Origin of the sequence: Thermus composti, from assembly GCF_014647535.1 — a bacterium.
GTDB lineage: Bacteria > Deinococcota > Deinococci > Deinococcales > Thermaceae > Thermus > Thermus composti.
Genome location: NZ_BMPJ01000007.1, coordinates 1 through 25,393, shown reverse-complemented (window position 1 = coordinate 25,393; position 25,393 = coordinate 1). Strand labels below are relative to the sequence as shown.

Here is a 25,393-nt window from a genome sequence, read left to right as displayed (position 1 = left end):
CCCTCCTAGTCTTCAACGCCGTACTCCCGGTCCAAGGCCTGCATCCGCGCCGCGTAGATGAAGATCAGCACGATGAAGACCCAGATGCTCCCCTGCTGGGCGATCCAGAACCCTAAAGGGGGCCCGCCAAAGAGCCGGATGCCGTTTAGGGCCGGGGCCAGGATGATGCCTAGAAGGTAGGCCACCACGGCCCATACCACCAGCAGGTTGCGGATCAGGGATAGGTTCTTCTGCCAGTACTCCTCTAGCCGTTCCATAACTCCCTCCCCCGCCAAGGAAAGCGCTTTGGGACGCCTCCTATAGGCCTTTTCCCTGGCGGTTAGGGGCAATCTTAGGGAAGCATGAGGGGTATGTCAAGAAACCCTGGGTTTGCGATCATGCGCAAAAGGCGGTGTTTCCCAAAGGAAAATCCCCGCCCTTGGGTGGGGGAGGAGGGGAAGGAGGTTACTCCTCGAGGGTGGACAAATCCCCTGGGTCCAGGCCCAGCTCTTTGGCCTTGAGAAGCCGCCTCAAGATCTTGCCCGAGCGGGTCTTCGGAAGCTTATCTAGAAAGACCACCTCCTGGGGCGTGGCAATGGGGCCCAGCTCCCGGCGCACGTGCTGGATCAGGCTTTCTTTTAGCTCCTCCGAGGGGGCGTGCCCGGCCCTCAGCACCACGAAGGCCTTGATGGCCTCCCCCTTGAGGGGGTCGGGAATGCCGATCACCGCCGCCTCGGCCACGGCGGGGTGGGAGACCAGGGCGCTTTCCACGTCGGCGGTGCCGATGCGGTGCCCCGCCACGTTCAAGACGTCGTCCGCCCGGCCCAAAACGCTGAAGTAGCCCTCCTCGTCCTGGCTCGCCACGTCCCCGGCGGCGTAGACGCCTCCCGGGACCTCCCGCCAGTACTGGAGGTAGCGCTCACGGTTCCCCCAGACGGTGCGCATCATGTGGGGGAAGGGCCGCTTGAGGACGAGGAGGCCGCCCTGTCCTGGGGGAACGGGCCTGCCCTCCTCGTCCACCACCTCCGCCTCCACCCCAGGGAGGGCCACCCCGGCGAAGCCAGGCTTGGCGGGAAGCACCAAAGGCGTGCCCAGGGTGGGTCCTCCCAGCTCCGTCTGCCACCAGTTGTCGGCCACGAAGCCCCGCCTCCCCCCGTCCGCCAGGTGCTGGTAGGCCCACCTTAGGGCCTCGGGGTTTAGGGGCTCCCCGGCCACGGCGATGAGGCGCAAGGAGGAGAGATCGTGCTTCTTCGGCCACTCGGGCCCGTACTTCATGAACATGCGCACCGCGGTGGGGGCGGTGAACATGACGTTCACCCGGTACCGCTCCACCACCTGCCAGAAGGCCCCGGGGTCGGGGTGGTCGGGGGCGCCTTCCCGGAGGACGGAGGTGATCCCCTCCAGAAGGGGGGCGTAGACGATGTAGGAGTGGCCCACGATCCAGCCGATGTCGCTGGTGGCCCAGAAGAGGTCCTCGTCCTTGGCGTCAAAGAAGGTGCGGAGGTGGTAGGTGGTCCCCACCATGTACCCTCCGTGGACGTGGACCACCCCCTTGGGCTTCCCGGTGGAGCCCGAGGTGTAGAGGATGAAGAGGGGGTGCTCGGCCTCCACCATCTCCGCCCGGGCCTCAGGGGGGTGGCTCCAGAGGAGCTCCTCAAAATCGTAGTGCCCCTCGGGAAGCTCCGCCTTGTAGGCCCTCTGGAACCAGACCACCTTTAAGGGAAGGTCCCGGAGGGCCTCCTCCGCGATGCTCCGCAGGTCCACCCCCTTGCCCCGCCGAAAGCCCACGTCCCCGGCGATGAGGAGCTTGGCCTGGGCGTCCAGGATGCGCTCCCGGAGGGCAGAGACCCCAAGCCCGGCGTAGACCACGCTGTGGATGGCCCCCAGGTAGGCGGTGGCCAGCATGGCGAGGACCCCTTCCAGGGTGAGGGGCATGTAGATCACCACCCGGTCCCCCTTGCCCACGCCCAAGGCCTTTAGGCCCGTGGCCAGGCGGCGGACGCGGTCCAGGAGTTCCCCGTAGGTGAGCTTCTGCTCCTGGCCGTCCTCGGAGAGGTAGAGGAGGGCCACCTTGTGGCGCAACCCCCTTTCCACGTTGCGCTCCAGGGCGTTGTAGACGGCGTTGGTGGTGCCGCCCAGGAACCAGCGGTGCTCGGGGAGGTTCCACTCGTAGACCTTCGCGAAAGGTTTCTCCCAGTAGAAGCGCCGGGCCCACGTCCCCCAGAAGCCCTCGGGGTCTTCCAGGCTCCTTCGGTACTCCGCGGCGAAGTCCCGCAGGTTGGCCTGCTGCCGAAGGCTTTCCGGTGCCCAAAGCCTCTCCTCTGTCTTAAGCAGTTTCTCCAGGGACATCCTCCACCTCCATGCCCGAGGTATCCCCCGGGTCTAGGCCCAAAAGCCGGGCCTTTAGGAGCCGCCTTAAGATCTTGCCGCTGCGGGTGCGGGGGAGGCTTTCTGCGAAAAAGATCTTGGGCGGACGCACCGGCCCCAGGTACCGCAAAAGATGCCCTTTGAGCTTCTCCGCCAGGAGGGGTTTGAGCTCCTCGGGCACCTCCTTTCTGGGCACCACGAAGACGGCGATCTCCTCCCCCTCCTCCCCGGGGATTCCGATGGCGGCGGCCTCCGCCACCTGGGGGTGGGTGAGGGCGGCGGCCTCCACCTCGGCGGTGCCGAGGCGGGCCTCCCCCACCTTGATCACCTCATCGGTGCGGCCCAGGATGCGGAAGTACCCTTCTTCGTCCATCACCGCCAGGTCCCCGGTCCAGTAGAGGCCCCCTTGCCAGGGGTCCTTTCCCCCCAGGAGGTCCACCATCTGGGCCGGGCCCGCCCGCACCAGGACCAGGTGGCCCTTTTCTCCCGGGGGGAGGATCTGGCCCCTTGGGTCCACCACCCGGGCCTCCACCCCGGGTAGGGGCACCCCCACGAAGCCCGGCTTGGCGGGCAGGGTGAGGGGGGTGGCCAGGGCCGGGGCCCCCAGCTCCGTCTGCCACCAGTTGTCCAGGGGCCAGGCCAGGCGCTCCCGGGCCCAGCGCCACACCTCGGGGGCTAAGGCCTCCCCCACGCTCCCCACCAGCCTAAGGGCCGTGGGCCTTGTCTCCCCGTGCCGCCTTAGGGCGCGGAGCACCGTGGGGGAGGTGAGGAGGACATCCACCCCCAGGCGGGCGAGCCGCTCGTAGAAGGCGGCGGGGCTTGGGTGGTCGGGGGTGTCCTCCACCAGGAGGCTCGTCCCCCCTAGGAAGAGGGGAGCGTAGAGGCCGAAGGAGTGCCCCACCACCCAGAAGAGGTCGGCGGTGGTGTGGAAGACCTCCCCCGGCTTCAGGTCAAAGAGGTAGCGCAGGGCCCAGGCCACCCCCACCATGTACCCCCCGTGGCCGTGGACCACCCCCTTGGGCCTTCCCGTGGAGCCCGAGGTGTGGAGGAGAAAAAGGGGGTGGTGGGCGGGGAGGGGTTCCGCCTCGAGGGCCTTCCCCTCCAGGGCCCGCTCCAAGAACTCCGTGGTGCCCCGGGTGTGCCACAAGACGGGGATCCCCAGGCCCTTTAGGGCCGCCTCCACCACGGGCCGAAGGGGGATAAGCCGCCCCCGGCGGTAATGGCCGTCGGCGGCGATGAGGAGCTTGGCCCCGGTCTGGATCAGCCGCTCCCTCAGGGCCTCGGGGCCCAGGCCCACGGGCAGGGCCACGTGGACCGCCCCCAGCCGGGCCAGGGCCAGAAGGGCCAAGGCGGCCTCCGCCCCTGTGGGCAGGTACAGGGCCACCCGGTCGCCCTTTTGCACCCCCAGGCCTTTTAAGAGGCCTGCCAGCCTCCGGGAGGCTTCCCACAGCTCCTTGTAGGTCCACTTCTCCAGGTGCCCTTCCCCGTCTAGGGCGAGGAGGGCCACCTGCTGGGCCTTCTCGGGAAGGTGGCGGTCTAGGGCGTTCAGGGCGGCGTTGGTGGTGCCTCCCAGGAACCAGCGCCTTCCTTCGGGGTCGGCCACCGCCCGCCAGGGCTTTTCCCAGAGGAACTCCCGGGCGAAGCCTCCCCAGAAGGCCTCGGGGTCCTTGAGGCTTGCGGCGTAGGCCTCCTGGTAGTCCTGGAGGTTGGCCTTTTGGGCCAGGGTCTTGGGAGGGAGGACTGGCCGCACCTCCACCCGGGCCTCCGACGGGGGTGGAGGGGGCGGGGGGTCTTCGGCCTTGAGGTGGGGAGGGATCTGGGCGATCTCGGAAAGGGCCCGGGCCAGGCGGCCGAAGGCGAAGGGGAAGCGGCGGGCGGGAACCTTCACGCCCAAGGCCCCAAGGAGCCGCCCCTCGGCGTCCAGAAGGGGCACCGCCAGGCCCGAGATGCCCAGGGCGTACTCCTCCATCTCCACGGCGAGGCCTGAGGCCCGCACCCGCTTAAGCTCCTCTTCCAAGGCTAGGGGGTCGGTGAGGGTGTAAGGGGTCTTGGGGGTGAGGGGGGGGAGGGGAAAGGCGCCGAAGGCCAGGAGCACCTTGCCTAGGGCCAGGGCGTGCCACTCCGGGGGGAAGGTCTCCCCTAGGGGGTGGGGCTGGCCCTGGCGCCCCCGGGTTTTGAGCCGCACCCCTTCGGGGGTGAGGAGGACCAGGTAGCACCGCTCCCGGGTGCGGAGGTAAAGCTCCTCCAGGGCTTCTTCCAAAGGGGCAGGCTCCGGGGGCACGGGTTTGGCGCTCCCTAAGCGGTAGCCCCGTCCTCCCTTGACGGCGAAGCCTTCCTCCACCAGGCTGTTGAGGAGAGCGTAGGCGGTGGAGAGGCTTTTCCCAAGAAGCCGGGCCACCTCCTTCACCTCCACCCCCTCCGGGTGCTCCGCCAGGTAGGCCAGGGTGCGCAAGGCCGCCTGGACGGTGGAGAGGCTTCGCTTATGGGCCATTTAGGTCTATGATGCCCTTGGGTAAGCGGTGTTTGTCAAGAAAGGGCCCCTTTGGCAAATGGTGAAAAACCCCCTTTTTCTTGACCCCGCCCCCGGCTCCTCCTATTCTCTAGGAACAAAAGGAGGGAGCATGGACCGGATTGAAGGCGTTCTCAAGGAGGAGCGGGTCTTCTACCCCAGCGAGGAGTTCCGGAAGCAGGCCCACATCCAAAGCGAGGAGGAGTACGAAAGGCTCTACCGGGAAAGCCTCGAGGACCCCGAGGGCTTCTGGGGACGGGTGGCCTCGGAGCTCCACTGGTTTGCACCCTGGCAGAAGGTCCTGGAAGGGGACCTTCCCCACCCCAAGTGGTTCGTGGGCGGCAAGACCAACCTCGCCTACAACGCCCTGGACCGCCACGTGAAGACCTGGCGCCGCAACAAGGCGGCTATCGTCTGGGAGGGGGAGCCCGGGGAGGAGCGGGTCCTCACCTATTACGATCTCTGGCGCGAGGTACAGAAGTTCGCCAACGTCCTCAAGCGCCTGGGGGTGAGGAAGGGCGACCGGGTCACCATCTACCTCCCCATGATCCCCGAGGCGGCCATCGCCATGCTGGCCTGCACCCGGATCGGGGCGGTGCACTCCGTGGTCTTCGGGGGGTTCTCCGCCAACGCCCTAGCCGAGCGCATCAAGGACGCCGAGGCCAAGGTCCTCATCACCGCCGACGGGGGCTTCCGCCGAGGCGGGATCGTGCCCCTGAAGCAGAACGCCGATGAGGCCCTCAAGGACGCCAAGAGCGTGGAGCACGTGGTGGTGGTGCGCCGCACCGGGGAGGAGGTCCCCTGGACCCCAGGCCGGGACCACTGGTGGCACGAGCTCATGGACTCGGTGCCCGATCGGTGCGAGGCCGAGCCTATGGAGGCGGAGGAGCCCCTTTTCATCCTCTACACCTCCGGCTCCACGGGGAAGCCCAAGGGGGTGTTGCACACCACGGGCGGCTACATGACCTACGTCTACTACACCACCAAGCTGGTCTTTGACCTGAAGGACGAGGACGTTTACTGGTGCACCGCCGACGTGGGCTGGATCACCGGCCACTCCTACGTGGTCTACGGGCCTCTCCTCAACGGGGCCACCACGGTGATGTACGAGGGGGCCCCCAACTGGCCCGAGCCCGACCGCTTCTGGCAGATCGTGGACAAGTACGGGGTCACCATCCTCTACACCGCCCCCACCGCCATCCGCAGCTTCATGAAGTGGGGCGAGGGCTGGCCCAACCGGCACCGCCTGGACACCTTGAGGCTCCTTGGAAGCGTGGGCGAGCCCATCAACCCCGAGGCCTGGCTCTGGTACTACCACGTGATCGGCAAGGGGCGCTGCCCCATCGTGGACACCTGGTGGCAGACGGAGACGGGGGGCATCATGATCACCACCCTCCCCGGGGCCCACGCCATGAAGCCGGGGCACGCCGGGAAGCCCTTCTTCGGGGTGAAGCCCGAGATCCTGGACAGCGAGCACCGGCCCGTGGAGAACCCCGAGGAGGGCGGGCACCTCTGCATCACCCGTCCCTGGCCCAGCATGCTCCGCACCGTCTGGGGGGACCCGGAGCGCTTCATCCAGCAGTACTTCAGCCAGCACCCCGGGGTCTACTTCACCGGGGACGGGGCCCGGCGGGATAAGGACGGCTACTACCTGATCCAGGGCCGGGTGGACGATGTCCTTAACGTGGCCGGGCACCGCCTGGGCACCATGGAGATTGAGTCCGCCCTGGTGGCCCACCCGGCGGTGGCCGAGGCGGCGGTGGTGGGCCGGCCAGACCCCGTCAAGGGGGAGGCCATCGTGGCCTTCGTGACCCTGAAGGAGGGGCACGTCCCCTCGGACGCCCTCAAGGACGAGCTCAAGGCCCACGTGGCCAAGGTGATCGGCCCCATCGCCCGCCCTGACGAGATCCGCTTCACCGACGCCCTACCCAAGACCCGCTCCGGCAAGATCATGCGCCGCCTCCTGCGGCAGATCGCCGCCGGGGAGAAGGAGATCAAGGGGGACACCTCCACCCTCGAGGACCGCTCGGTGGTGGAGCGCCTCAAGGAAGAGGCTTAGGGAGCTCCTTAGCCCCGTGCCGGGCTAGGTCCGGCACGGGGGCTTTATCCTGCCGGGCTTTTGTGGACGTGGACCACCTTCCAGCCCTCGGGGAAGCGCACCGCCACCCGGCTTTCGTTCACCGCTTGGTGCCGTAAGCCCTCCTCCTCTTCCACGGTGAGGAGGAGGGTGTAGCTGAAGATGGCCACGTCCCCATACCGCTGGAGGCGCTTTTCCAGGAGGTCCAGCCGGTAGGGCCTTCCCCTCGTGGCCCAGTTCTTCTCCACCATGAAGCGGTGGAAGTCTAGGCCGTCCAAGCGGTGGGGGGTCACGAACCATTCATAAAGGGAAAGCTCCTCGTGGGTGGTGGCCTCGTAGGTGGCCCAGTCGCCCTCGTAGATGCTCTTAAGGTGCCTCTCCAAAAACCCCCAAAGCTCGGCTTCGCCCTCCATAAACCCCTCCTAGCGGGAAGGCTGGTACTCCCCCCATTCCTCCCTCAAGACCCCGCAGACCTCCCCCAGGGTGGCCCGGCGGCGGAAGGCCTCCAGCACGTGGGGGAAAAGGTTTTCCTGGCCCCTGGCCGCCTCCCTTAGCCGTTCCAGGCCTACCCTTACGCTCTCCCCGTCCCGGTTCGCCTTGAACCGGGCGAGCTCCCGCTTGCGCCTTTCGTGGAGCTCGGGGTCAATCCGCTGCACGGGGACGGGCTCGTTGAGGGGGCTATTGGGGTCAAAGAAGCGGTTCACCCCCACGATCACCCGCTTCCCCTCCTCCACCTCCTTCTGGAACTGCCAGGCGGACTCCTCAATGGCCCGCTGGAAGTAGCCCGCCTCCACCGCCGCCACCGCCCCCCCGAGGGCGTCTATCTCGGCGATGAGCCGCTCCGCCTCCTTTTCCAGCTTGTCCGTGAGGTGCTCCACGTAGAAGCTTCCCCCTAAAGGGTCTACGGCCCGGGTCACCCCGCTCTCGTAGGCCAGGATCTGCTGGGTGCGGAGGGCCAGGAGGGCGCTCTTTTCCGTGGGCAGGCCCAAGGCCTCATCGTAGGCGTTGGTGTGGAGGCTTTGCGTCCCCCCGAGGACCGCCGCCAGGGCCTGGTAGGCGGTGCGCACCACGTTGTTGAGGGGCTCCTGGGCGGTGAGGGTGGAGCCCCCGGTCTGGGTGTGGAAGCGGAGCATCCAACTTTTCGGGTCCTTGGCCCCGAACTCCTCCCGCATGATCCTTGCCCAAAGGCGCCTCGCTGCCCGGAACTTGGCGGCTTCCTCAAAGATGTCCCCGTGGGCGGTGAAGAAGAAGCTTAGCCTTGGGGCGAAGCGGTCCACGTCCAGGCCCCGCTCCAAGGCAGCCCGCACGTAGGCCTTGGCGTCCGCCAGGGTGAAGGCGATCTCCTGGGCGGCGGTGGCCCCCGCCTCCCGGATGTGGTAGCCGGAGATGCTGATGGTGTTCCACTTGGGCACGTGCTGGGCGCAGAACTCAAAGATATCCGTCACGAGGCGCATGGAGGGGCCGGGCGGGTAGATGTAGGTGCCCCGGGCGAAGTATTCCTTGAGGATGTCGTTTTGCACCGTGCCCGAGACCTTGTCCCAGGAGACCCCCTGTTCCTCCGCCACCAGGAGGTAAAGGGCGAGGAGCATCATGGCGGGGGCGTTGATGGTCATGCTGGTGGAGACCTTGTCCAGGGGGATGCCTTCAAAGAGCTTTCGCATGTCCTCGAGGGTGGCGATGGACACCCCCACCCGCCCCACCTCCCCCACGCTCATGGGGTGGTCGGGGTCTAGGCCGAGCTGCGTGGGGAGGTCAAAGGCCACGCTTAGCCCCGTCTGGCCCTGGGAGAGGAGGTAGCGGTAGCGGGCGTTGGACTCCTCGGCGGTGGAGAAGCCCGCGTACTGGCGCATGGTCCAAAGCCTTTCCAGGTACATCCGGGGGTAGATGCCCCGGGTGAAGGGGTACTCCCCGGGGCGGCCGAGCTTCTCCCGGTACCCCTCGGGGAGGGACTCAAAGAGGCCTTCCATAGCTTAGTTTTACAGGAAAAGCCGGAGGAGCAAGAGGAAGAGAAAGAGGACCCCCAGAATCCCCAGGAGGGGTGGGAGGAGGAGGCTGTAGGCGGCCAGAACCAGGGCCAGAAAGTCCTTCCATTCGGGCTTAGGCTCCTTCTCCACGCCCTTTAGGATACGCCTTGGCTTCCCGGCTTCCTAGCAACATCGCCTTTTGATAGCATTAGGCCATGGCCCTATCCAAGAACGCCCGCAAGGTGCTCAAGGTCCTGGCAAGGCGGGGGGCGCCGGAAGTGCTTTTCGCCTTAAGCCGGGGGGCTTCCCGCTTCTCTGACCTGGAAAGCCTTCTGATCCTCTCCCCCAGGACCCTGGCGGAGCGGCTTCGGGAGTTCCACCTTCTGGGCTTCGTGGAGCGGCGGGCCTACCCCGAGGTGCCGCCCCGGGTAGAATACACCCTGACCCCGCGGGGCAAGCGGGTGCTGGATTTCCTGCGTGGATTGGAGGAAGTATTGGAGGCCAAGCAGGAGGGGGTGACGTGAAGGCAAAAGCCATCGTGGTGACATCGGGCAAGGGGGGCGTGGGGAAGACCACCACCACCGCCAACCTGGGGGCGGCCTTGGCTAAGCTGGGCGAGAAGGTAGCGGTCATCGACGTGGATGTGGGCCTACGCAACCTGGACGTGGTTATGGGCCTCGAGGGCCGGGTGGTCTTTGACCTCATTGACGTCCTCGAGGGCCGGGCCAGGCTCCGGCAGGCCCTCATCCGAGATAAACGGGTGGAGAACCTCTTCCTCCTTCCCGCCTCCCAGACCAAGGACAAGGAGGCCCTGGACCCCGAGCGCTTCAAGGAGGTGGTGCAGGTCCTTTTGGAGGAGGAGGGGTTTGACCGGGTGCTCATTGACTCTCCGGCCGGGATAGAGAAGGGCTTCCAGACCGCCGTCGCCCCGGCGGAAGGGGCTTTGGTGGTGGTGAACCCCGAGGTTTCCAGCGTCCGGGACGCCGACCGGATCATCGGCCTTTTGGAGGCCCGGGAGGTGCGGGAGAACTTCCTGGTCATCAACCGCCTGCGCCCCAGGATGGTGGCCCGGGGGGATATGCTCTCCGTGGAGGACGTGGTGGAGATCCTGGGCCTGAAGCCCATCGGCATCATTCCCGAGGACGAACAGGTGATCGTCTCCACCAACCAGGGGGAGCCCCTGGTCCTCAAGGGGACGGGTCCCGCCGCCCAGGCCTATATGGACACGGCGCGGCGCATCCGAGGAGAAGAGGTGCCCTTCCGTGCCCTCGAGGACGCCCAGGGCTTTCTCGGGGTGCTGAAGCGCCTCTTTGGGGGTCGGTGATGTGGTGGCGCAGGAGGAGCAAGGAGAAGGCCAAGGAAAGGCTCAAGCTCGTGCTGGCCTACGACCGGGCCAGGCTTTCCCCGGGGATGGTGGAGAGCTTGAAGCGGGACCTCCTGGAGGTCCTCCGCCGCTACTTCCCCGCCCAGGAGGAGGGGCTTTCCGTGGCCCTGGAGGAGCGGGGGGAGAAGGTGGTCCTGATGGCGGACATCCCCTTGCGCTAGCGGGGTAGGCTGTGGCGCCCGCGCGGCCCAACTGGCTGGCCTACGACTGGGGCCTCGTTTTCCTGGTGGCGGCCATCGTCGCTTTGGGCTTCGTCAACCTGGGAAGCGCTGCCCCAGATCCGGTCCTCCTCTACCGCCAGAGCGTGGCCCTGGGGTTAGGGCTCCTCCTCGCCTTGGGCCTCCAGTTTCTCTCCCGCCGCCGCCTCTTCGCCCTGGCCTATCCCCTCTACGGGGCCTCCCTCCTCCTCCTGGCCTTGGTCCTCGTGGCGGGCCGGGAGATCAACGGGGCCAAGGCCTGGTTCGTGCTGGGGCCCTTGCAGTTCCAGCCCTTGGAGCTCGCCAAGCTCGGCCTCCTCCTCGCCCTGGCCAAGGCCCTCGAGGAAAGGCCCATCGTCCGGGTCTGGGACTACGCCCTTCCCGCCCTCCTCACCCTCCCCGTGGTGGGCCTCCTCCTCCTCCAGCCGGACCTGGGCGGGGCGCTGGTGGTGCTCTTCGGCGCCTTCGTGGTGGTCTTCGTTCGCGGGCTTCCCTGGCGCCACCTCCTCGTGGGCCTGCTGGCCCTCGCCCTCCTCGTGCCCACGGCGGTGTGGCCCAACCTCAAGCCCTACCAGAGGGAACGCGTTCTCATCGTCCTGGACCCTTACCGGGACCCTTTGGGCCAGGGCTTCCAGGTCATCCAGTCCACCATCGCCATCGGCTCGGGGGGGCTTTTCGGCAAGGGCTACGGCCAGGGCACCCAGGCCCAGCTGGGCTTCATCCCCTTCCGCCACACGGACTTCGTCTTCGCCGTCTGGGCGGAGGAGTGGGGGTTCGTGGGCGTGGTGGGGCTTCTGGGGCTTTACGGCCTCCTTCTCGCCCGCCTCTTCGCCCTGGCCCTCGCCTGCCCGAGGCTTTCCGACCGGCTTTTCCTCTCGGGGTTCGCAGGGATGCTGGGCTTTCAGGTGGTGGTGAACCTGGGGGTGGCCCTGGGGGTGATGCCCGTCACCGGCCTCACCCTTCCCCTCTTCTCCTACGGCGGGTCCAGCCTCATCGCCACCCTGGCGGGCTTGGGCCTCGCCCTCCTCGTGCACCGGGACCGCTACCAGGACTGAGTTTTGGGCAGGGGTTCTTTCCAGGTGCCGGGTTTGGGGTTGCCCTCCAAGGCGGTGCGCCCTAAACTGGGCGCCGTGGCCGAGGTACTGGTGCGTCTCCAGGGGGTGCAGAAGCGCTACGAAACCACCGTGGCCCTGGATGGGGTGGACCTCGAGGTCCATAGGGGCGAGTTCTTCAGCCTCCTCGGGCCCTCGGGGTGCGGCAAGACCACGCTTTTGAGGCTCCTCGCCGGGTTTGAGACCCCGGACGCGGGCCGGATTGAGATCGGCGGCCGGGACATGGCCCGGGTCCCCCCCTACGAGCGCCCGGTGAACACCGTCTTCCAGAACTACGCCCTCTTCCCCCACATGACCGTGGAGGCCAACGTGGCTTTCGGCCTCCGGATGAAGGGCCTTCCCTCGGAGGTCATCCGAAAGAAGGTGGCCTGGGCTTTGGAGCTCGTGGACCTTCTGGGCCTGGAAAAGCGCTACCCCAGGGAGCTTTCCGGGGGGCAGAAGCAGCGGGTAGCCCTGGCCCGGGCCTTGGTGCTAGAACCCCAGGTCCTCCTCCTGGACGAGCCCCTTTCCGCCCTGGACGCCAGGCTCCGCCAGGACCTCCGGGTGGAGCTCATGCAGCTTCAGAGGCGGCTTGGCACCACCTTCATCTTCGTCACCCACGACCAGGAGGAGGCCTTGGTCATGTCGGACCGCATCGCCGTGATGCGCGCGGGGCGGATTGAACAGGTGGGGCTTCCCGACGAGGTTTACGAGCGCCCTAAGAACCGCTTTGTGGCGGCTTTTCTGGGCCGTTCCAACTTCCTTCCCGCAAGGCCCCACCCCTTGGGGGCCGAGACCCCTTTGGGCCTCTTGCGCCTGAAGGAGCCCCTGGGGGAGGCGGGGCTTTTGGCCATCCGCCCGGAGAAGATCCGCCTCTACAAGAAGGACGGGGCCCCGGCCCGGGACAACCTGGTGCGGGCGGTGGTGGAGGAGATCGTCTACACGGGGGCGGAGAACCAGTACTACCTCCGGGCGGGGGAGGTGAGGCTTCTGGCCTACACCCTGAACCAGGACCTGCAGGAGCCCGGGGCGGAGGAGTTCGGCTATGGGGAGGAGGTCCTCTGCTACCTCCCCCCGGAGAACCTGGTGGTGGTCCATGAATGAGGCGGCGACACCCCTACAGCGGCTTTTCCGCATCCTGGTCACCGTGGGCCCGGGGGCCCTTTGGCTTTTCCTCTTCGTCCTCTTGCCCACCTTTCTCGTCCTCCTCGCCTCCTTCATGAGCCGGGGGCCTTACGGGGAGCTTTCCGGCCCCTTGGGCTTCCACAACTACCTCCGGCTCCTCGAGGCCCCCTACCTCAAGGCCTTCGCGCAAAGCCTCCTCCTCGGGGCCCTCACCACCTTGCTCGCCGCCCTCCTGGGCTACCCCCTCGCCTTCTACCTTGCGGGCCACCCCCGGCGGGACCTGCTCCTCCTCCTTCTCCTCCTGCCCTTCTTCACCAACTTTCTCATCCGGGTCTACGCCTGGCTCGTCCTCCTGCAGCGGGAGGGCCTGGTGAACGCCTTCCTTCAGGCCTTTGGCCTCGGGCCCCTTAGCCTTTATCCTTCCTTCCTGGCGGTTCTCCTCGCGAGCCTCTACACCTTCCTGCCCTTCTTCGTCCTCCCCGTCTACGCCAGCGTGGAGCGGATTGACTGGCAGCTTCTGGAAGCCGCCTACGACCTCGGGGCGAGGCCCTTTAGGGCCTTCCTCCACGCCGTCTTTCCCCAGACCTACCCGGGGCTTTTTGCGGGAAGCGTCCTCGTCTTCATCCCCGCCATGGGCACCTTCGTGGTGGCGGACCTTTTGGGGGCGGGGCGGGTGGTCCTCATCGGCAACCTCATCCAGCAGCAGTTCGGCCTCACCCGGGACTGGGCCTTTGGGGCCGCCCTAAGCGTCTTCCTCATGGGGTTTGTGCTTCTTAGCCTCTACTTCTACGCCCGGCTTCAGGGGGAAAGGGGGCTTGAGGACCTGGTATGAGGCGGCTTCTTTCCTTCCACGCCCTTTTGGTCTACCTCTTCCTCTACCTGCCCATCCTGGTCATCGTGGCCCTCTCCTTCAACGAGAGCCGCAGGGGGGTCCACTTTACCGGCTTCACCCTGAAGTGGTACCAGGGCCTCTTCCAAGACCCAAGGGTCCTGGAGTACTTCCTGAACACCCTCACGGTGGCCCTGGTCTCCACTTTGGTCTCCACGGTCCTCGGGACCCTGCTCGCCCTGGGCCTTGTGCGCTACCGCTTCCCCGGCAAGGGGTTTTTGCGCTACCTCCTCTACGTCCCCGTGGTGGTGCCCGACGTGGTCATGGGGATCTCCCTTTTGCTCCTCTTCGCCTTTTCCCGTGAGCTTTTGGGCTTCCCCCGGCTTTCCCTCCTCACGGTGATCCTGGGGCACATCACCTTCCAGATGGCCTTCGTCACCCTGGTGGTGCGCTCCAGGCTTCTCCTCCTGGACCCCGCCCTCGAGGAGGCGGCCCGGGACCTGGGGGCGAGGGGCTTTCAGACCTTCCTTTACGTGACCCTCCCCCTGGCCTGGCCCGGGGTGGCGGCGGGGGCCCTCCTCGCCCTCACCCTTTCCCTGGACGACTTCGTGGTCACCTTCTTCACCGCTGGGCCCGGGGCCACCACCCTGCCCCTTTACATCTACTCCAGCGTGAAGCTGGGGGTGAGCCCCAAGGTCCACGCCCTCTCCACCCTCATCATCGGCCTTAGCGCCTTCTTCCTGGCTTTGGGGTATGCTCTTACGCGGAGGAAGGTATGAGGCGGATCGGGATTCTTCTGCTTCTGGTGGCGCTTGTGCTTCTAGGCGTGCTCCTCTTCCGGCCCAAAGGCCAAGGGGCGGATACCCTTTACCTCCTCAACTGGGCGGACTACATCCCCGAGGAGCTGATCCAGAAGTTTGAGGCGGAAACCGGGGCCAAGGTGGTCCTGGACACCTTTGAGTCCCCCGAGGCCATGCTGGCCAAGCTCAAGGCGGGGGCGGACCAGGAGTTCTCCCTGGTGGTGGCCCCCGACTACTACGTGTTGCAGATGGCCCGGGACGGCCTCCTCGCTCCCCTGGACAAGGGGAAGCTGAGGAACCTGGCCAACCTAGACCCCTTCTTCCTGGACCCTCCCTACGACCCCGGCCTGCAGTACTCCGTGCCCTACCTCTGGGGCACCACGGGGATCGCCTACCGGGAGGACCTGGTGACGGGCCCCGTGGACTCCTACGCCGTCCTCTTTGACCCCGAGGCCCAGGTGGGGCCCTTCCTCCTCCTGGACGAGATGCGGGAGACCATCGGGGCCGCCCTCAAGTACCTGGGCTACTCCGTGAACACCACCGACCCCGAGGCCTTGGAACGGGCCAAGGAGCTTCTCCTCGCCGCCAAAAGGCGCTCTGTGGGCTTCGCCGGGGGCCTCGAGGCCCTGAACCGGATCCTGGCGGGGGACGCCGCCCTAAGCCTCGCCTACTCGGGGGACGTCCTCCAGGCCCGGGGAGAGGATGAGCGCCTCCGCTACACCCTGGCCAAGGAGGGGGGGACGCTTTGGACGGACGCCATGGTGGTCCTGAAGCGGGGCCCCGCCCAGGAGCTGGCCTACCGCTTCATTGACTTCCTCCTGGAGCCGGAAAACGCCGCGGCCTTGGCGGAGTACACCCGCTACGCCACCCCCGTGGCCAAGGCCATCCCCCTTCTCCCCGAGGAGATGCGGAACGACCCCACGGTCTTCCCCCCGGAGGAGGTGCGGGCCAAGCTTGAGTACCTCAAGGACCTGGGTCCGGACATCGCCCTATTTGATCGCATCTGGACCGAGATTAAGGCCCAGTAAAGCCTAGGGGATGCGGGGTAGGCTATACTGCTTACATGAAGCGGAGCCTGGCGCTCCTCCTCCTCTTGGCCTCCTTGGCCTTGGGCCAGGGGGAGGTCCTCTGGAAGCGCCTCTGCGCCCAGTGCCACGGGGATCGGGCCCAAGGGGTTAGGCCTTATCCCGGCCTCGAGGGGGTGGCCCCCTTCTTCGCCACGCCGGAGGGACGCCGCTACCTGGTCTTGGTGGTCCTCTACGGCAAGAAGGGAGAAGGGGGCCTCATGCCGGGGTTTTCCCAGCTTAAGGACGAGGAGCTCGCCCTCCTCCTCAACCACCTCCGCGCCCTGCTTGGGGCCAAGGGGGAGGCCTTTACCCCGGAAGAGGTCCGGCGGGAGCGAGGCTTGAACCTCACCCCCGACCAGGTGAAGCGCCCCTAGAAGGGGTCTTCCAGGACCGCCCCCTCGTCCGCCTGGCGCACCAGGGCGGCGTAGCGGGCGAAAAGCCCGTGGGTGAAGGCGGGGGGGCGGGGCTTCCAGCGGGCCTTGCGCTTTTCCAGCTCCTCCTCGGAGAGGAGGACCTCTAGAAGGCGGTTTTCCACGTCAATCCGGATCCGATCCCCCTCCTCCAAAAGGGCGATGGGGCCGCCCACGAAGGCCTCGGGGGCGATGTGGCCGATCATGAGGCCCCGGGTGCCCCCGGAGAAGCGGCCGTCGGTGAGGAGGGCCACCTCGGGGCCTAAGCCCTCCCCCACGAGGGCGCTCGTCACCGAGAGCATCTCGGGCATCCCCGGGGCCCCCTTGGGCCCCACGTAGCGGATCACCACCACGTCCCCGGGGCGGATCTCCCCTTGGAGGACCTTCTCCATGGCCGCCTCCTCCGAGTCAAAGACCCGGGCCGGGCCCTCAAAGTAGGTGCGCTCCGTTCCGGCAAGCTTGAGGACCGCTCCTTGGGGCGCCAGGTTACCCTTAAGGATCACGAGCCCCCCGTGGGGCTTCAGGGCCTTCTCCACGGGGAAGACCACCTGCTGTCCCTCCTGTTCCCGGTAGGCCTGCTCCACCTCCTCCGCCAGGGTGCGGCCCGTCAAGGTCTTCTCCTCCCCGTAGAGGAGCCCCGCCTCCAAAAGCCGCTTGAAGACCAGGGCGGTGCCCCCGGCCTCGTAGAGCTCCCAGGCGGTGTAGGTGCCCCAGGGCCTCAGGTCGGCGATCACCGGGGTCTTGCGGGAGACCTGGTCAAAGTCGTCTAGGCTTAGCTCCACCCCCGCCTCCTTGGCCATTGCCAGGAGGTGGAGGACGGCGTTGGTGCTCCCCCCCGTGGCGGCCACGGCGGCGATGGCGTTGAGGAAGCTTCTCCGGGTGAGGAAGTCTTTGGGCTTCCAGTCGTGTTCTATGGCCCAGGCGAGGATCCGCCCCGCCTCCTTGGTGGCCCTTGCCTTCTCGGGGTGGACGGCGGGGATGGCGTTGTAGCCCATGGGGGAGAGGCCCAAGGCCTCCAGGGCCATGGCCATGGTGTTGGCGGTGTACTGGCCGCCGCAGGCCCCGGGGCCGGGGATGGCCCGGCGCTCAATCTCCAAAAGCTCCTCGTCGCCGATCTTTCCCGCCGCCCTTTGCCCCACCGCCTCAAAGACCTCCACGATGGTGAGCTTCCGGCCCCGCCACTCCCCGGGGGCGATGGTCCCCCCGTAGAGGACCATGCCGGGGACCCCGCTCCGGATCACCCCCATGGCGGTCCCGGGGATGGTTTTGTCGCAGGCGGAAAGCCCCACCATGGCGTCGTAGAGGTAGCCTTGGGCGATGAGCTCCACGCTGTCGGCGATGACCTCCCGGCTCACGAGGCTTGCCCGCATCCCCGGGGTGCCCATGCTGATCCCGTCGGAGATGGCGGGGGCCCCGAACTCAAAGGGAAAAAGCCCCGCCTCCTTGAGCCCGGCCTTGAGGTAAAGGGCCAGCTCCCGCAGGTGGAAGTTGCAGGGCATCCCGTCGGTGAAGGTGTTCACCACCCCCACGAAGGGCTTCCCGAAGTCCTCGTCCCCCACCCCCACCGCCCGGAGCATGCTGCGGGCGGGGGCCTGCTTGAGTCCCTTCTTGATCTGGTCCGATCTCATGCGTCCCTCCAGGTGGCGATCTTGCCGTGGAAGGCCCTGGCCTTGGAAAGAAGCCGCACCAGGGCCTTGGCCGCTTCCTCCGGCGTGAGCAAAAGGCCTTCTTCCTTGTAGCCCCTAAAGACTCGGTGGAGCACGGCCGCGGCGCTTCCCTGGGCCTCCCGGGCCTGGCGCTGCATGGCCGTCTCCACCACCCCGGGCCGGTAGACGAAGCAGGTCACTTCCGGTGCCTCGGCGGCGAGCTGCCTGGCCAGGTGCTCCTCCGCCGCCTTGGCCACGGCGTAGGCCCCGATGCCCGGGAGGTTGGTCTCCGCCGCCCCCGAGCCCACGTAGACGGCGAGGCCCTCCCCTTTGCGCCTAAGGGCGGGGTAGGCGAAGCGGGCCAATTGGTAGCCTGCGAGGAGGTTGGCCTCGAGGACCTCCATAAAAAGCTCCTCCGCAAGCTCAAAGAGGAGAGGCCCCGGGTGGAGGACCCCGGCGTTATGGATGTAGCCGTGGAAGTTCCCGAGAGCCTCGGCCCTCTCCACCAGGGCCCGGGCCACCTCCCCCTTCCCGACGCTTCCCGCCACGTGGGCGGCCTTGGCCCCCAGGGCCTCCACCGCCTGGGCCACCTCCCTTAGGGGGCCTTCCGAGCGGGCGTTTAGGACCAGGTCGTAGCCCGCCTTGGCCAGCTCCAGGGCCAGGGCCCTTCCGATGCCCCGGCTTGCCCCGGTGAGGATCAGGGTCTTTCTCATAGGAGTTCCTCCGCGGGGATCTCCACCCCCAGGAAGGAAAGCCTCGCCCCAGGCCCCAGGGTCTCCACCTCCCGGTAGGCCCCGCCCTCCGGCTTCCGGTGGACGAGGACCCTCTTCCCCTCGAGGTCCACCACCCAGACCTCGGGGATGCCCGCCTTGGCGTAGAGGGGGAGCTTCACCTCGAGGTCGTAGCGGAGGGAGGTCTCGGCCACCTCCACCACCAAAAGGGCGTCCTTTCCCTCGGGCAAGCGGTCCCGGTACTGGTTTCTTGGGGGCTTTAGGAGGACCAGGTCCGGGTAGACCTCGGTATCCGGAGAGAGCACCAGGGGGTTTTGCACCGAGAGCACGGCCCTTCCCGCAAGGGAGCTCAAAAGGTCCACGAGAGCGTTCACCACGTAGGCGTGCCGCTTGCCGATGGGGCTCAGCTCCACCACCTCCCCCCGGATGAGCTCCACCCGGTCGTCCTCCCCCAAAATCCCCGCCTCGGCCATCTTGTGGAAGTCCTCGGCGCTGAAGCGGTGCCGGATCATGTTCCCATCTTAGGCCAGGTGGCGGAGGACCTCCCCGGTGAAGGCCTCCGTCCCCGCGCTTCCCCCGAGGTCGGGGGGCGGGGTCTCCACCAGGGCCTTGGCCACGGCGGCCTCCACCTTCCTTGCCAGCTCCACCAGGCCGAAGGCGTGCTCCAGCATCATGGCCGCGGAGAGGATGGCGGCGGTGGGGTTGGCGATGCCCTTGCCGGCGATGTCCGGGGCGGAGCCGTGCACCGGCTCAAAGACCGGGGTGCCCCGCCCCAAGGAGGCGGAGGGGAGAAGGCCCAAAGAGCCCGGGAGGACGCTCGCCAGGTCCGAGAGGATGTCCCCGAAGATGTTCCCCGTGACCACCACGTCAAAGCGGGCGGGGTTTTTCACCAGGTGCATGGCCATGGCGTCCACGTACTGGTGCTCCAGGGCGATGTCGGGGTAGCCCCGCCCCACCTCCTCCACGGTCTTGCGCCAGAACTCCCCCACCTCGAGGACGTTGGCCTTGTCCACGCTCACCACGTGCTTCCGGCGCTTCCTCGCCGCCTCAAAGGCCACCCTGGCCACCCGCTCCACCTCGGGCTTGCTGTAGCGCTCCGTGTTCCAGGCCTCGGCCTCGGACATCCCCCTGGGCTCGCCGAAATAAATCCCCCCGGTGAGCTCCCGCACGATGAGGACGTCCACCCCCCGGGCTACCTCCTCCTTCAAGGGGGAAAGCCTTTCCAGCCCGGGGAAGACCTTGGCCGGGCGGAGGTTGGCGAAGAGGTCCTGGCTTTTCCGTAGGGCGAGAAGCCCCGTCTCCGGGCGGATTTTGCGGGGGAGGTGGTCCCACTTGGGCCCCCCCACGCTCCCCAAAAGCACCGCCTCCGCCGCCTCCACGCCCTTTCGGGTGGGCTCGGGGAAGGGCTCGCCGAAGGCGTCTATGGCCGCGCCGCCAAAGGGGAAGACCTCGTAGGCGAGGCCAAGCCCATGGGCCTCGTCCAGGGCTTTGAGGACCCTTAGGGCGGCCTCCGTGACCTCGGGGCCGATCCCGTCCCCCGGGAGCACGGCCACCCTCATTCCGCCCTCCTGGGGTAGGGGAGCTTCTGGTCAAACTGGTCCAAAAGCTCCCCGGCTTCCAAAAGCTCCCCGATGGGGTCCCAAAGCCCTTCCACCAGGGCCTCCCGGGCCTCTTCCCGGAGGAAAAGGGGCGCCACCCGGTCCCCGAAGCGCACCTCCTTGTTGACCAGGTCTATCTCAATCTCCAGGCTGGGGTCTTCCTCCACCCTTTGGAAGAGGACGCCCAGGTCCTCTGGGGCGAGGGTCACGCAGGGGAGGCCGATGGCGGTGGCGTTGCCGAAGAAGATCTCGGCGAAGCTTTCCCCGATGATGGCCCTAAACCCCGCCCGCTTGATGGCCTGGGGGGCGTGCTCGCGGCTACTTCCAGAGCCGAAGCCCGACTCCACCAGAAGGATCGTGGCCCCCTGGTAGCGGGGGTCGTTCAAGGGGTGGGGCTTGGGGTTCCCCTTTTCGTCAAAGCGCTCGTCGTAGAAGAGGTACTGGCCCAGGCCCTCAAAGGTGAGGACCTTCATGAAGCGGGCCGGGATGATGCGGTCCGTGTCAATGTCCTCGCCCCTCAGGGGCACCGCCCTGCCGCGGATCACGGTGAACTTCTCCAGCATGCTTACCTCCTTAACGGGCACCCACCACGCCGAAGACCTCCCGGGCGTCGGCGATCTCCCCGGCCACCGCTGCCGCCGCCACCATGAGGGGGCTCATGAGGACGGTGCGGCCCCTTGGGCTTCCCATGCGGCCCTTGTAGTTGCGGTTGGAGCTAGAGGCGCAAAGCTCGTCCCCCTCGAGGCGGTCTGGGTTCATGGCCAGGCACATGGAGCACCCCGGCATCCGCCACTCAAACCCCGCCTCCCGGAAGACCTCGGCGATCCCCTCCTCCTCGGCCTTCTTCGCCACCCACTCCGAGCCCGGCACCACGAGGGCCCTTACCCCCTTCTTCACCTTGTGCCCCTTGAGGTAGCGGGCCACCTCGCGGAGGTCGGAAAGCCTAGCGTTGGTGCAGCTTCCGATGAAGGCCACCTGGATGGGCACCCCCTTGATGGGCTGCCCCGGCTTGAAGCCCATGTAGGCCAGGGCCTCCTCGGCCACGGGGCGCTCCTCCTCGGGGAGTTCCTCCAGGAGGGGGATCCTTCCGTCAATGGGGATGGCCTGCCCTGGGGTGATGCCCCAGGTCACCGTGGGGGCGATCTCCTCGGCCCGGAAGGTGACCACGTCGTCGTAATGGGCGTCGGGGTCGGAACGGAAGGAAAGCCACCGCTTCTTGGCCTCCTCCCACTCAGGCCCCTTGGGGGCGTAGGGGCGGCCCTCGAGGTACTGGAAGGTGGTCTCGTCGGGGTTCACGTACCCCACCCGGGCCCCGCCCTCAATGGACATGTTGCAAAGGGTCATGCGGCTTTCCATGTCCATGGCCTCCACGGCGCTTCCCCCGTACTCGTAGGCGTAGCCCAGGCCCCCCTTGACCCCCAGGTGCCGGATGATGTGCAGGATCACGTCCTTGGCGTAGACCCCGGGGGAAAGCTTGCCCTCCACGTTGATGCGCCGCACCTTGAGCTTTTGCGCCGCCAGGGTCTGGGTGGCCAGCACGTCCCGCACCTGGCTCGTGCCGATGCCGAAGGCCACCGCCCCGAAGGCCCCGTGGGTGGAGGTGTGGGAGTCCCCGCAGGCGATGGTCATCCCGGGCTGGGTGAGGCCAAGCTGGGGCCCGATCACGTGGACGATCCCCTGGTTGCCGCTTCCTAAGTCAAAGAAGGTGATCCCGTGCTCCCTGGTGTTCGCCCTGAGGGCTTCCAGCATGCTTTGGGCCAGGGGGTCCTGGAAGGGCTCGGTGCGGTCGTGGGTGGGGACGATGTGGTCCACGGTGGCGAAGGTGCGGTGGGGGTAGCGTACCCGAAGGCCCAGGTCCTTAAGCATCCCGAAGGCCTGGGGGCTCGTGACCTCGTGGAGGAGGTGGAGGTCAATGAAAAGCTGGCTTTGGCCGTTTCGGAGCTTCCGCACCTCGTGGGCTTCCCAAACCTTCTCGTAAAGCGTTTTCCCCATGGCTCCCTCCCTATAAAAATCCCCCCGGGTCTTTGGGGCCCGGGGGAAAGCGGAAAGGCCTCCCTAGACCGGGCCCGCCCGGCCTAGGTCTAGCAGGATGCCCCGCCGCATTGCCCCTTAGCCTAAGGGGTTTGGCCCTTGGGGTCAAGCTTGACGGAAAGCCTTGGCCCCCCTACAATAACCCTTGCGTCTGCCGGGGTGGCGGAATTGGTAGACGCGCATGATTCAGGGTCATGTGCCCGCAAGGGCGTGCGGGTTCAAGTCCCGCCCCCGGCACCAAAGGGCCCCCGCAAGGGGGCCTTGGCTTTTGCTACACTTAGGCCATGAAACGGGTGCTTTCCGGCATCCAGCCCTCGGGGGAAATCCATATCGGCAACTACCTGGGGGCCATCAAGCAGTGGGTGGCCATCGGGGAGAAGCTGGGCCGGGACGCCTTCTTCTGCATCGTGGACTACCACGCCCTCACCAACCCCCTGGCCTACGACCCCAAGACCTTGGCCCAGCGCACCTTTGAGGCCGCCCTGGTGAACATCGCGGCCGGGCTTGACCCGGAGCGGGTCACCCTCTTCGTCCAGTCCCACGTGCCCGAGCACACGGAACTTTCCTGGGTCTTCACCACCCTGACCCCTTTGGGGGACCTCACCCGCATGACCCAGTTCAAGGACAAGGCCAGCAAGCAGGAGACCGTCTGGTCCGGCCTCCTCATGTACCCCGTCTTGCAGGCGGCGGACATCCTCATCTACAAGGCGGACACCGTTCCCGTGGGGGAGGACCAGGTGCAGCATATTGAGCTCACCCGGGAGATCGCCCGCCGCTTCAACCACCTCTTCGGGGAAACCTTTCCCGAACCCCAGGCCCTCCTAAACCCCGAGGCCCCCCGGGTGCCGGGCATTGACGGCAAGGCCAAGATGAGCAAGTCCTTGGGCAACACCATCGGCCTTCTGGAGCCCGAGGAGAGCATCTGGCAGAAGATCCAGCACCTCCCCGACGACCCCCAGAGGATCCGCCTTTCCGACCCCGGGGACCCCGAGCGCACCATCGTCTTCACCTACCTTTCCTACTTTGCCCCCAAGGACCTGGTGGAGGCCCTGAAGGAGGAGTACCGGAAGGCGGGGGTGGGGACCTACGTGGTGAAGCGGATCCTCTTTGACCACCTCATGGAGACCCTGCGCCCCATCCGGGAAAGGGCCGAGGCCCTGAGGAAGGACCCGGACTACGTGATGGACGCCCTCCTCGAGGGGGCCAAGCGGGCCAGGGCCGTGGCCCAGGCCACCATGGAGGAGGTGCGGGAGAAGGTGGGCCTTCTTTTGCCCAGGAAGCGGCCGGTGCTCTCGTGATCCATCTGGAGTTCCCCGGTTTTTCCGGCACGCCGGAGGCCCTTAGGGAGGCTTTGCGCCGGGGAAGGCTTTCCCCGAGAGGCCTACCCGTCCTCCTCATCGTGGAGCAGGCCCTGGCCCAGGTGCCCGAGGACCTGCGGGCGAAAAGCGAGCTCCTTCCCCTTTTGGCCGAGCTTTTGGTGCTGAAGCTTTCCCCGGAAAAGGCCCTTACCCCAAAGGAGGAAGGGGAGGAGGCCCCCCTGGTCCAGGTCCTTTTGGACCTTTCCGAGACCGTGGCCTTCCTCGAGGCCCGCCTTAAGCGGCGGGCCCGCCTCCTTCCCGTCTCCCCACCCCCTTTGCCCAAGCCTTCCTTGAGGCTTTCCCCAAGGGCCCTGGCCGAGGCGGCCCGGGGCTTCCGCAAGGCCGTCCTCCACCTGCCCCCTGAGGCCTTTGGCCTAAGGGAGGCCTGGGAAAGGATAAGGGCCTTCCTCAAAGGGCGCGTGGCCTTCCACGCCCTCCCCCTCGCCACCTGGTCGGAGAAGGCCGTGGGCTTCGCCGCCCTCCTCGAGGCCTCCCGCTTGGGCCGGGTGCGCCTCTACCAGGAGGCTCCCTTCGCTCCCCTTTACGTGGAGCCGGGGGAGGGGCTCGAGGGGGAGCTGGAGCGCACGGCTTAGCGGAGGAGGGTGAGGAGGGCAAGCCCCGCCGCCAGGGCGGTGAAGTAGAGCATGAGGCGGTTGAGGGCGGTGTTGATCTCGGCCTTTACTTCCTGGCGTAGGCCCGCCATCACCTGCCGGAGGTCTGCGATCTCGGCCTTCACCTCCTGGCGCAGGCCTGTCATCTCCTGGCGTAGGTCTGCGATCTCGGCCTTCACCTCCTGGCGCAGGCCTGTCATCTCCTGGCGCAGGTCCGTGATCTCGGCCTTTACTTCCTGGCGCAGGCCTACCATCTCCTGGCGTAGGTCTGCGATCTCGGCCTTCACCTCCTGGCGCAGGCCTTCTATCTTGGCCTCTAGCCTGGCCATCTCCTCCCGCACTTCCTGGCGGAGGAGGTCCATACGGTGCTCCAAGGAAGAGACCCGGTCGGGAAGGGTGGCCATGACCCCTTCCACGATCCCCTCCAGCTTGTAGAGGCGCTCCTCCGTGGTCATTGCCCTTAGGGTAGCACAGGGCCTGGGGCGTAGAATGGGCCTTATGGGAGAGGCAGCCGAGAGGCTAAAGCTCCTTTCCCCCGAGGAGTACCTGGCCTGGGAGGAGAGGCAGGCCGTGCGGCACGAGCTTTTGGAGGGCGTGCCCCACGCCATGGCCGGGGCAAGCCGGGTGCATAACCTTCTGGTGGGCAACCTCTACGTCCTCCTCAGGCCCCTGGCCAGGGCCAAGGGGTGCCGCATCTACACGGAGACGGTGAAGCTCCGCATCGGGAGGGCCACCTTTTACTACCCCGACCTCATGGTGGTCTGCCAGGGGGAGCCTCCCCACAGCCACTACGAGGAGAACCCCTGTTTGCTGGTGGAGGTCCTTTCCGAGGCCACCGAGGCCATAGACCGGCGGGAGAAGCTTTGGCGCTACCGGGAGATCCCTACCCTCCAGGGCTACCTCCTGGTGGATAGCCGCGCCCGGAGGGTGGAGGCCTACACCCGGGAGGGGGAGGAATGGCTTTACCGGGTGGCGGAGGCGGGGGAGCTGGAGGTGCCCTGCCTGGGGGGGAGGCTTTCCCTGGAGGCGGTCTACGAGGGGGTGGGGGTCTAGCTGACCGGGTGGCTTCAGGCGGGGCCAGCAGGGCGAGTGCCAAAAGGAGTTCTAAAAGACTCAGGCCAGCTTGGGATAAAAGACCGCCCCTCCTAGGAGGGGCGGTACGTTTAGCCTCTAGATCTTTAAGGGAAAGTTAGACCTTCGTCAGTAGCGCCGCCCCAGCTAATGGTCACAGTCTGGGTAGCGGGGTCGTAGTCAACGGTACAATCCGTGAGGGTTGCCGGTGCGGTCCCGGCATCGTAGTTGCCTACCGTGTAGCCGGGCTTGCAGTCAAGGTCAACTTCTTTCTCATCAATGTTAGGATCCTCGGCGATTGCAGCGTTGGCCACCTTGTAGACGTTTTGGATGTAGGCCTGTTCGGCCCGGATCTGGGCCGTGCGGCGGGCGTTGAGCAGGTTGGGCACCAGCACCGCCGCCAGGATGCCGATGATGGCGATGACGATCAGAAGCTCAATCAGGGTGAAGCCTTTAGCGTTCCGCATACTTCTTTCCTCCTAACCCCCCTTTCGGATATTCACCCGCATATCCATTGACACGCCAATAAAGAAGGGGGCTTGGGTAAA

General features: G+C 66.9%; 27 protein-coding genes and 1 tRNA gene. 14 read left to right on the top strand and 14 right to left on the bottom strand.

The annotated features are described in order from the left end of the window. Nucleotides 1–5: 5 nt before the first annotated feature. The 3 genes from IEX93_RS03815 to IEX93_RS03805 all read right to left on the bottom strand — a co-directional run bounded on the left by IEX93_RS03815 (nucleotide 6) and on the right by IEX93_RS03805 (nucleotide 4,837). Nucleotides 6–257, bottom strand: coding sequence for a DUF4212 domain-containing protein (locus IEX93_RS03815; RefSeq protein ID WP_188846648.1), 252 nt, complete (start codon nucleotides 255–257; stop codon nucleotides 6–8). A gap of 187 nt (nucleotides 258–444) precedes the next feature. Then, entirely contained in the window at nucleotides 445–2,328 is a 1,884-nt protein-coding gene (locus tag IEX93_RS03810) for an acetate--CoA ligase (protein WP_188846646.1), read from the bottom strand. Continuing rightward, nucleotides 2,306–4,837 (bottom strand): AMP-binding protein, encoded by a 2,532-nt coding sequence (locus tag IEX93_RS03805; RefSeq protein WP_188846644.1) that lies wholly within the window; start codon nucleotides 4,835–4,837, stop codon nucleotides 2,306–2,308. Before IEX93_RS03805 ends, IEX93_RS03810 begins: the two co-directional genes overlap by 23 nt. 130 nt (nucleotides 4,838–4,967) lie before the next feature. Between IEX93_RS03805 and acs the strand changes: the two genes are divergently transcribed. Next, entirely contained in the window at nucleotides 4,968–6,914 is a 1,947-nt protein-coding gene (acs, locus tag IEX93_RS03800) for an acetate--CoA ligase (protein WP_188846642.1), read from the top strand. Nucleotides 6,915–6,958: 44 nt separating this feature from the next. On the opposite strand, the gene IEX93_RS03795 is transcribed toward acs, so the two are convergent. From IEX93_RS03795 to IEX93_RS03785, 3 genes are read right to left on the bottom strand one after another with little or no spacing between them, the layout of a single operon-like run. After that, nucleotides 6,959–7,345 (bottom strand): nuclear transport factor 2 family protein, encoded by a 387-nt coding sequence (locus IEX93_RS03795; RefSeq protein ID WP_188846640.1) that lies wholly within the window; start codon nucleotides 7,343–7,345, stop codon nucleotides 6,959–6,961. Nucleotides 7,346–7,354: 9 nt separating this feature from the next. Beyond that, nucleotides 7,355–8,899 (bottom strand): acyl-CoA mutase large subunit family protein, encoded by a 1,545-nt coding sequence (locus IEX93_RS03790; RefSeq protein WP_188846638.1) that lies wholly within the window; start codon nucleotides 8,897–8,899, stop codon nucleotides 7,355–7,357. Between the two features lie 9 nt (nucleotides 8,900–8,908). Further along, entirely contained in the window at nucleotides 8,909–9,046 is a 138-nt protein-coding gene (locus IEX93_RS03785) for a hypothetical protein (RefSeq protein ID WP_188846636.1), read from the bottom strand. 65 nt (nucleotides 9,047–9,111) lie between these two features. Between IEX93_RS03785 and IEX93_RS03780 the strand changes: the two genes are divergently transcribed. The 9 genes from IEX93_RS03780 to IEX93_RS03740 all read left to right on the top strand — a co-directional run bounded on the left by IEX93_RS03780 (nucleotide 9,112) and on the right by IEX93_RS03740 (nucleotide 15,763). Then, nucleotides 9,112–9,420, top strand: coding sequence for a winged helix-turn-helix transcriptional regulator (locus tag IEX93_RS03780; RefSeq protein WP_188846634.1), 309 nt, complete (start codon nucleotides 9,112–9,114; stop codon nucleotides 9,418–9,420). Then, the gene (gene minD, locus IEX93_RS03775) at nucleotides 9,417–10,220 is read left to right on the top strand and encodes a septum site-determining protein MinD (protein WP_188846632.1); all 804 of its coding nucleotides are present in this window, start codon (nucleotides 9,417–9,419) and stop codon (nucleotides 10,218–10,220) included. The genes IEX93_RS03780 and minD overlap by 4 nt, the downstream gene beginning before the upstream one ends. Further along, on the top strand, nucleotides 10,220–10,441 hold the full coding sequence (gene minE, locus IEX93_RS03770; protein ID WP_188846630.1) for a cell division topological specificity factor MinE: 222 nt from the start codon (nucleotides 10,220–10,222) through the stop codon (nucleotides 10,439–10,441). The genes minD and minE overlap by 1 nt, the downstream gene beginning before the upstream one ends. 11 nt (nucleotides 10,442–10,452) lie before the next feature. Continuing rightward, nucleotides 10,453–11,532, top strand: coding sequence for a rod shape-determining protein RodA (gene rodA / locus IEX93_RS03765; protein ID WP_188846628.1), 1,080 nt, complete (start codon nucleotides 10,453–10,455; stop codon nucleotides 11,530–11,532). Nucleotides 11,533–11,607: 75 nt separating this feature from the next. Beyond that, nucleotides 11,608–12,672, top strand: coding sequence for an ABC transporter ATP-binding protein (locus tag IEX93_RS03760; protein WP_188846626.1), 1,065 nt, complete (start codon nucleotides 11,608–11,610; stop codon nucleotides 12,670–12,672). Further along, nucleotides 12,665–13,525 (top strand): ABC transporter permease, encoded by an 861-nt coding sequence (locus IEX93_RS03755; protein WP_188846624.1) that lies wholly within the window; start codon nucleotides 12,665–12,667, stop codon nucleotides 13,523–13,525. Before IEX93_RS03760 ends, IEX93_RS03755 begins: the two co-directional genes overlap by 8 nt. Beyond that, complete coding sequence (locus IEX93_RS03750; protein ID WP_188846622.1) at nucleotides 13,522–14,301, top strand: ABC transporter permease; 780 nt, start codon at nucleotides 13,522–13,524, stop codon at nucleotides 14,299–14,301. The genes IEX93_RS03755 and IEX93_RS03750 overlap by 4 nt, the downstream gene beginning before the upstream one ends. Continuing rightward, on the top strand, nucleotides 14,298–15,350 hold the full coding sequence (locus IEX93_RS03745; protein ID WP_188846620.1) for a polyamine ABC transporter substrate-binding protein: 1,053 nt from the start codon (nucleotides 14,298–14,300) through the stop codon (nucleotides 15,348–15,350). Before IEX93_RS03750 ends, IEX93_RS03745 begins: the two co-directional genes overlap by 4 nt. A 35-nt stretch (nucleotides 15,351–15,385) precedes the next feature. After that, a complete protein-coding gene (locus IEX93_RS03740; RefSeq protein ID WP_188846618.1) occupies nucleotides 15,386–15,763 on the top strand; it encodes a c-type cytochrome in 378 nt (125 codons plus the stop codon). Here IEX93_RS03740 and ilvD read toward each other — a convergent pair. Genes ilvD through leuC form a run of 6 tightly spaced genes read right to left on the bottom strand, consistent with a single transcriptional unit; the run spans nucleotide 15,760 to nucleotide 21,766 of the window. Continuing rightward, the gene (gene ilvD / locus IEX93_RS03735; protein WP_188846616.1) at nucleotides 15,760–17,427 is read right to left on the bottom strand and encodes a dihydroxy-acid dehydratase; all 1,668 of its coding nucleotides are present in this window, start codon (nucleotides 17,425–17,427) and stop codon (nucleotides 15,760–15,762) included. The two genes, IEX93_RS03740 and ilvD, sit on opposite strands and share 4 nt — an antisense overlap. Next, nucleotides 17,424–18,158: an SDR family NAD(P)-dependent oxidoreductase gene (locus IEX93_RS03730; RefSeq protein WP_188846614.1), complete on the bottom strand. Its 735-nt coding sequence runs from the start codon at nucleotides 18,156–18,158 to the stop codon at nucleotides 17,424–17,426. The genes ilvD and IEX93_RS03730 overlap by 4 nt, the downstream gene beginning before the upstream one ends. Then, complete coding sequence (locus IEX93_RS03725; protein WP_188846612.1) at nucleotides 18,155–18,688, bottom strand: Uma2 family endonuclease; 534 nt, start codon at nucleotides 18,686–18,688, stop codon at nucleotides 18,155–18,157. The genes IEX93_RS03730 and IEX93_RS03725 overlap by 4 nt, the downstream gene beginning before the upstream one ends. 9 nt (nucleotides 18,689–18,697) lie before the next feature. Further along, on the bottom strand, nucleotides 18,698–19,735 hold the full coding sequence (gene leuB / locus IEX93_RS03720; RefSeq protein ID WP_188846610.1) for a 3-isopropylmalate dehydrogenase: 1,038 nt from the start codon (nucleotides 19,733–19,735) through the stop codon (nucleotides 18,698–18,700). After that, nucleotides 19,732–20,337 (bottom strand): 3-isopropylmalate dehydratase small subunit, encoded by a 606-nt coding sequence (gene leuD / locus IEX93_RS03715; protein ID WP_188846608.1) that lies wholly within the window; start codon nucleotides 20,335–20,337, stop codon nucleotides 19,732–19,734. Before leuD ends, leuB begins: the two co-directional genes overlap by 4 nt. A gap of 10 nt (nucleotides 20,338–20,347) precedes the next feature. After that, nucleotides 20,348–21,766: a 3-isopropylmalate dehydratase large subunit gene (gene leuC, locus IEX93_RS03710; protein ID WP_188846606.1), complete on the bottom strand. Its 1,419-nt coding sequence runs from the start codon at nucleotides 21,764–21,766 to the stop codon at nucleotides 20,348–20,350. A 192-nt stretch (nucleotides 21,767–21,958) separates the two neighbouring features. Here leuC and IEX93_RS03705 point away from each other — a divergent pair. From IEX93_RS03705 to IEX93_RS03695, 3 genes are all read left to right on the top strand, one after another. Then, a tRNA-Leu gene (locus IEX93_RS03705) sits at nucleotides 21,959–22,045 on the top strand. 44 nt (nucleotides 22,046–22,089) lie between these two features. Beyond that, nucleotides 22,090–23,103, top strand: coding sequence for a tryptophan--tRNA ligase (trpS, locus tag IEX93_RS03700; protein ID WP_188846604.1), 1,014 nt, complete (start codon nucleotides 22,090–22,092; stop codon nucleotides 23,101–23,103). Continuing rightward, nucleotides 23,100–23,756, top strand: a complete 657-nt coding sequence (locus tag IEX93_RS03695; RefSeq protein ID WP_188846602.1) for a chromosome segregation protein ScpA — start codon at nucleotides 23,100–23,102, stop codon at nucleotides 23,754–23,756. The genes trpS and IEX93_RS03695 overlap by 4 nt, the downstream gene beginning before the upstream one ends. On the opposite strand, the gene IEX93_RS03690 is transcribed toward IEX93_RS03695, so the two are convergent. Beyond that, on the bottom strand, nucleotides 23,753–24,229 hold the full coding sequence (locus IEX93_RS03690) for a kinetochore Spc7 family protein (RefSeq protein ID WP_188846600.1): 477 nt from the start codon (nucleotides 24,227–24,229) through the stop codon (nucleotides 23,753–23,755). The two genes, IEX93_RS03695 and IEX93_RS03690, sit on opposite strands and share 4 nt — an antisense overlap. 43 nt (nucleotides 24,230–24,272) lie before the next feature. On the opposite strand from IEX93_RS03690, the gene IEX93_RS03685 reads away from it, so the two are divergent. Then, nucleotides 24,273–24,827, top strand: coding sequence for a Uma2 family endonuclease (locus IEX93_RS03685; protein ID WP_188846598.1), 555 nt, complete (start codon nucleotides 24,273–24,275; stop codon nucleotides 24,825–24,827). A gap of 125 nt (nucleotides 24,828–24,952) precedes the next feature. Here the strand turns inward: IEX93_RS03685 and IEX93_RS11845 are convergent, their stop codons facing one another. Then, nucleotides 24,953–25,312: a type II secretion system protein gene (locus IEX93_RS11845; RefSeq protein WP_188846596.1), complete on the bottom strand. Its 360-nt coding sequence runs from the start codon at nucleotides 25,310–25,312 to the stop codon at nucleotides 24,953–24,955. Nucleotides 25,313–25,393 lie beyond the last annotated feature (81 nt).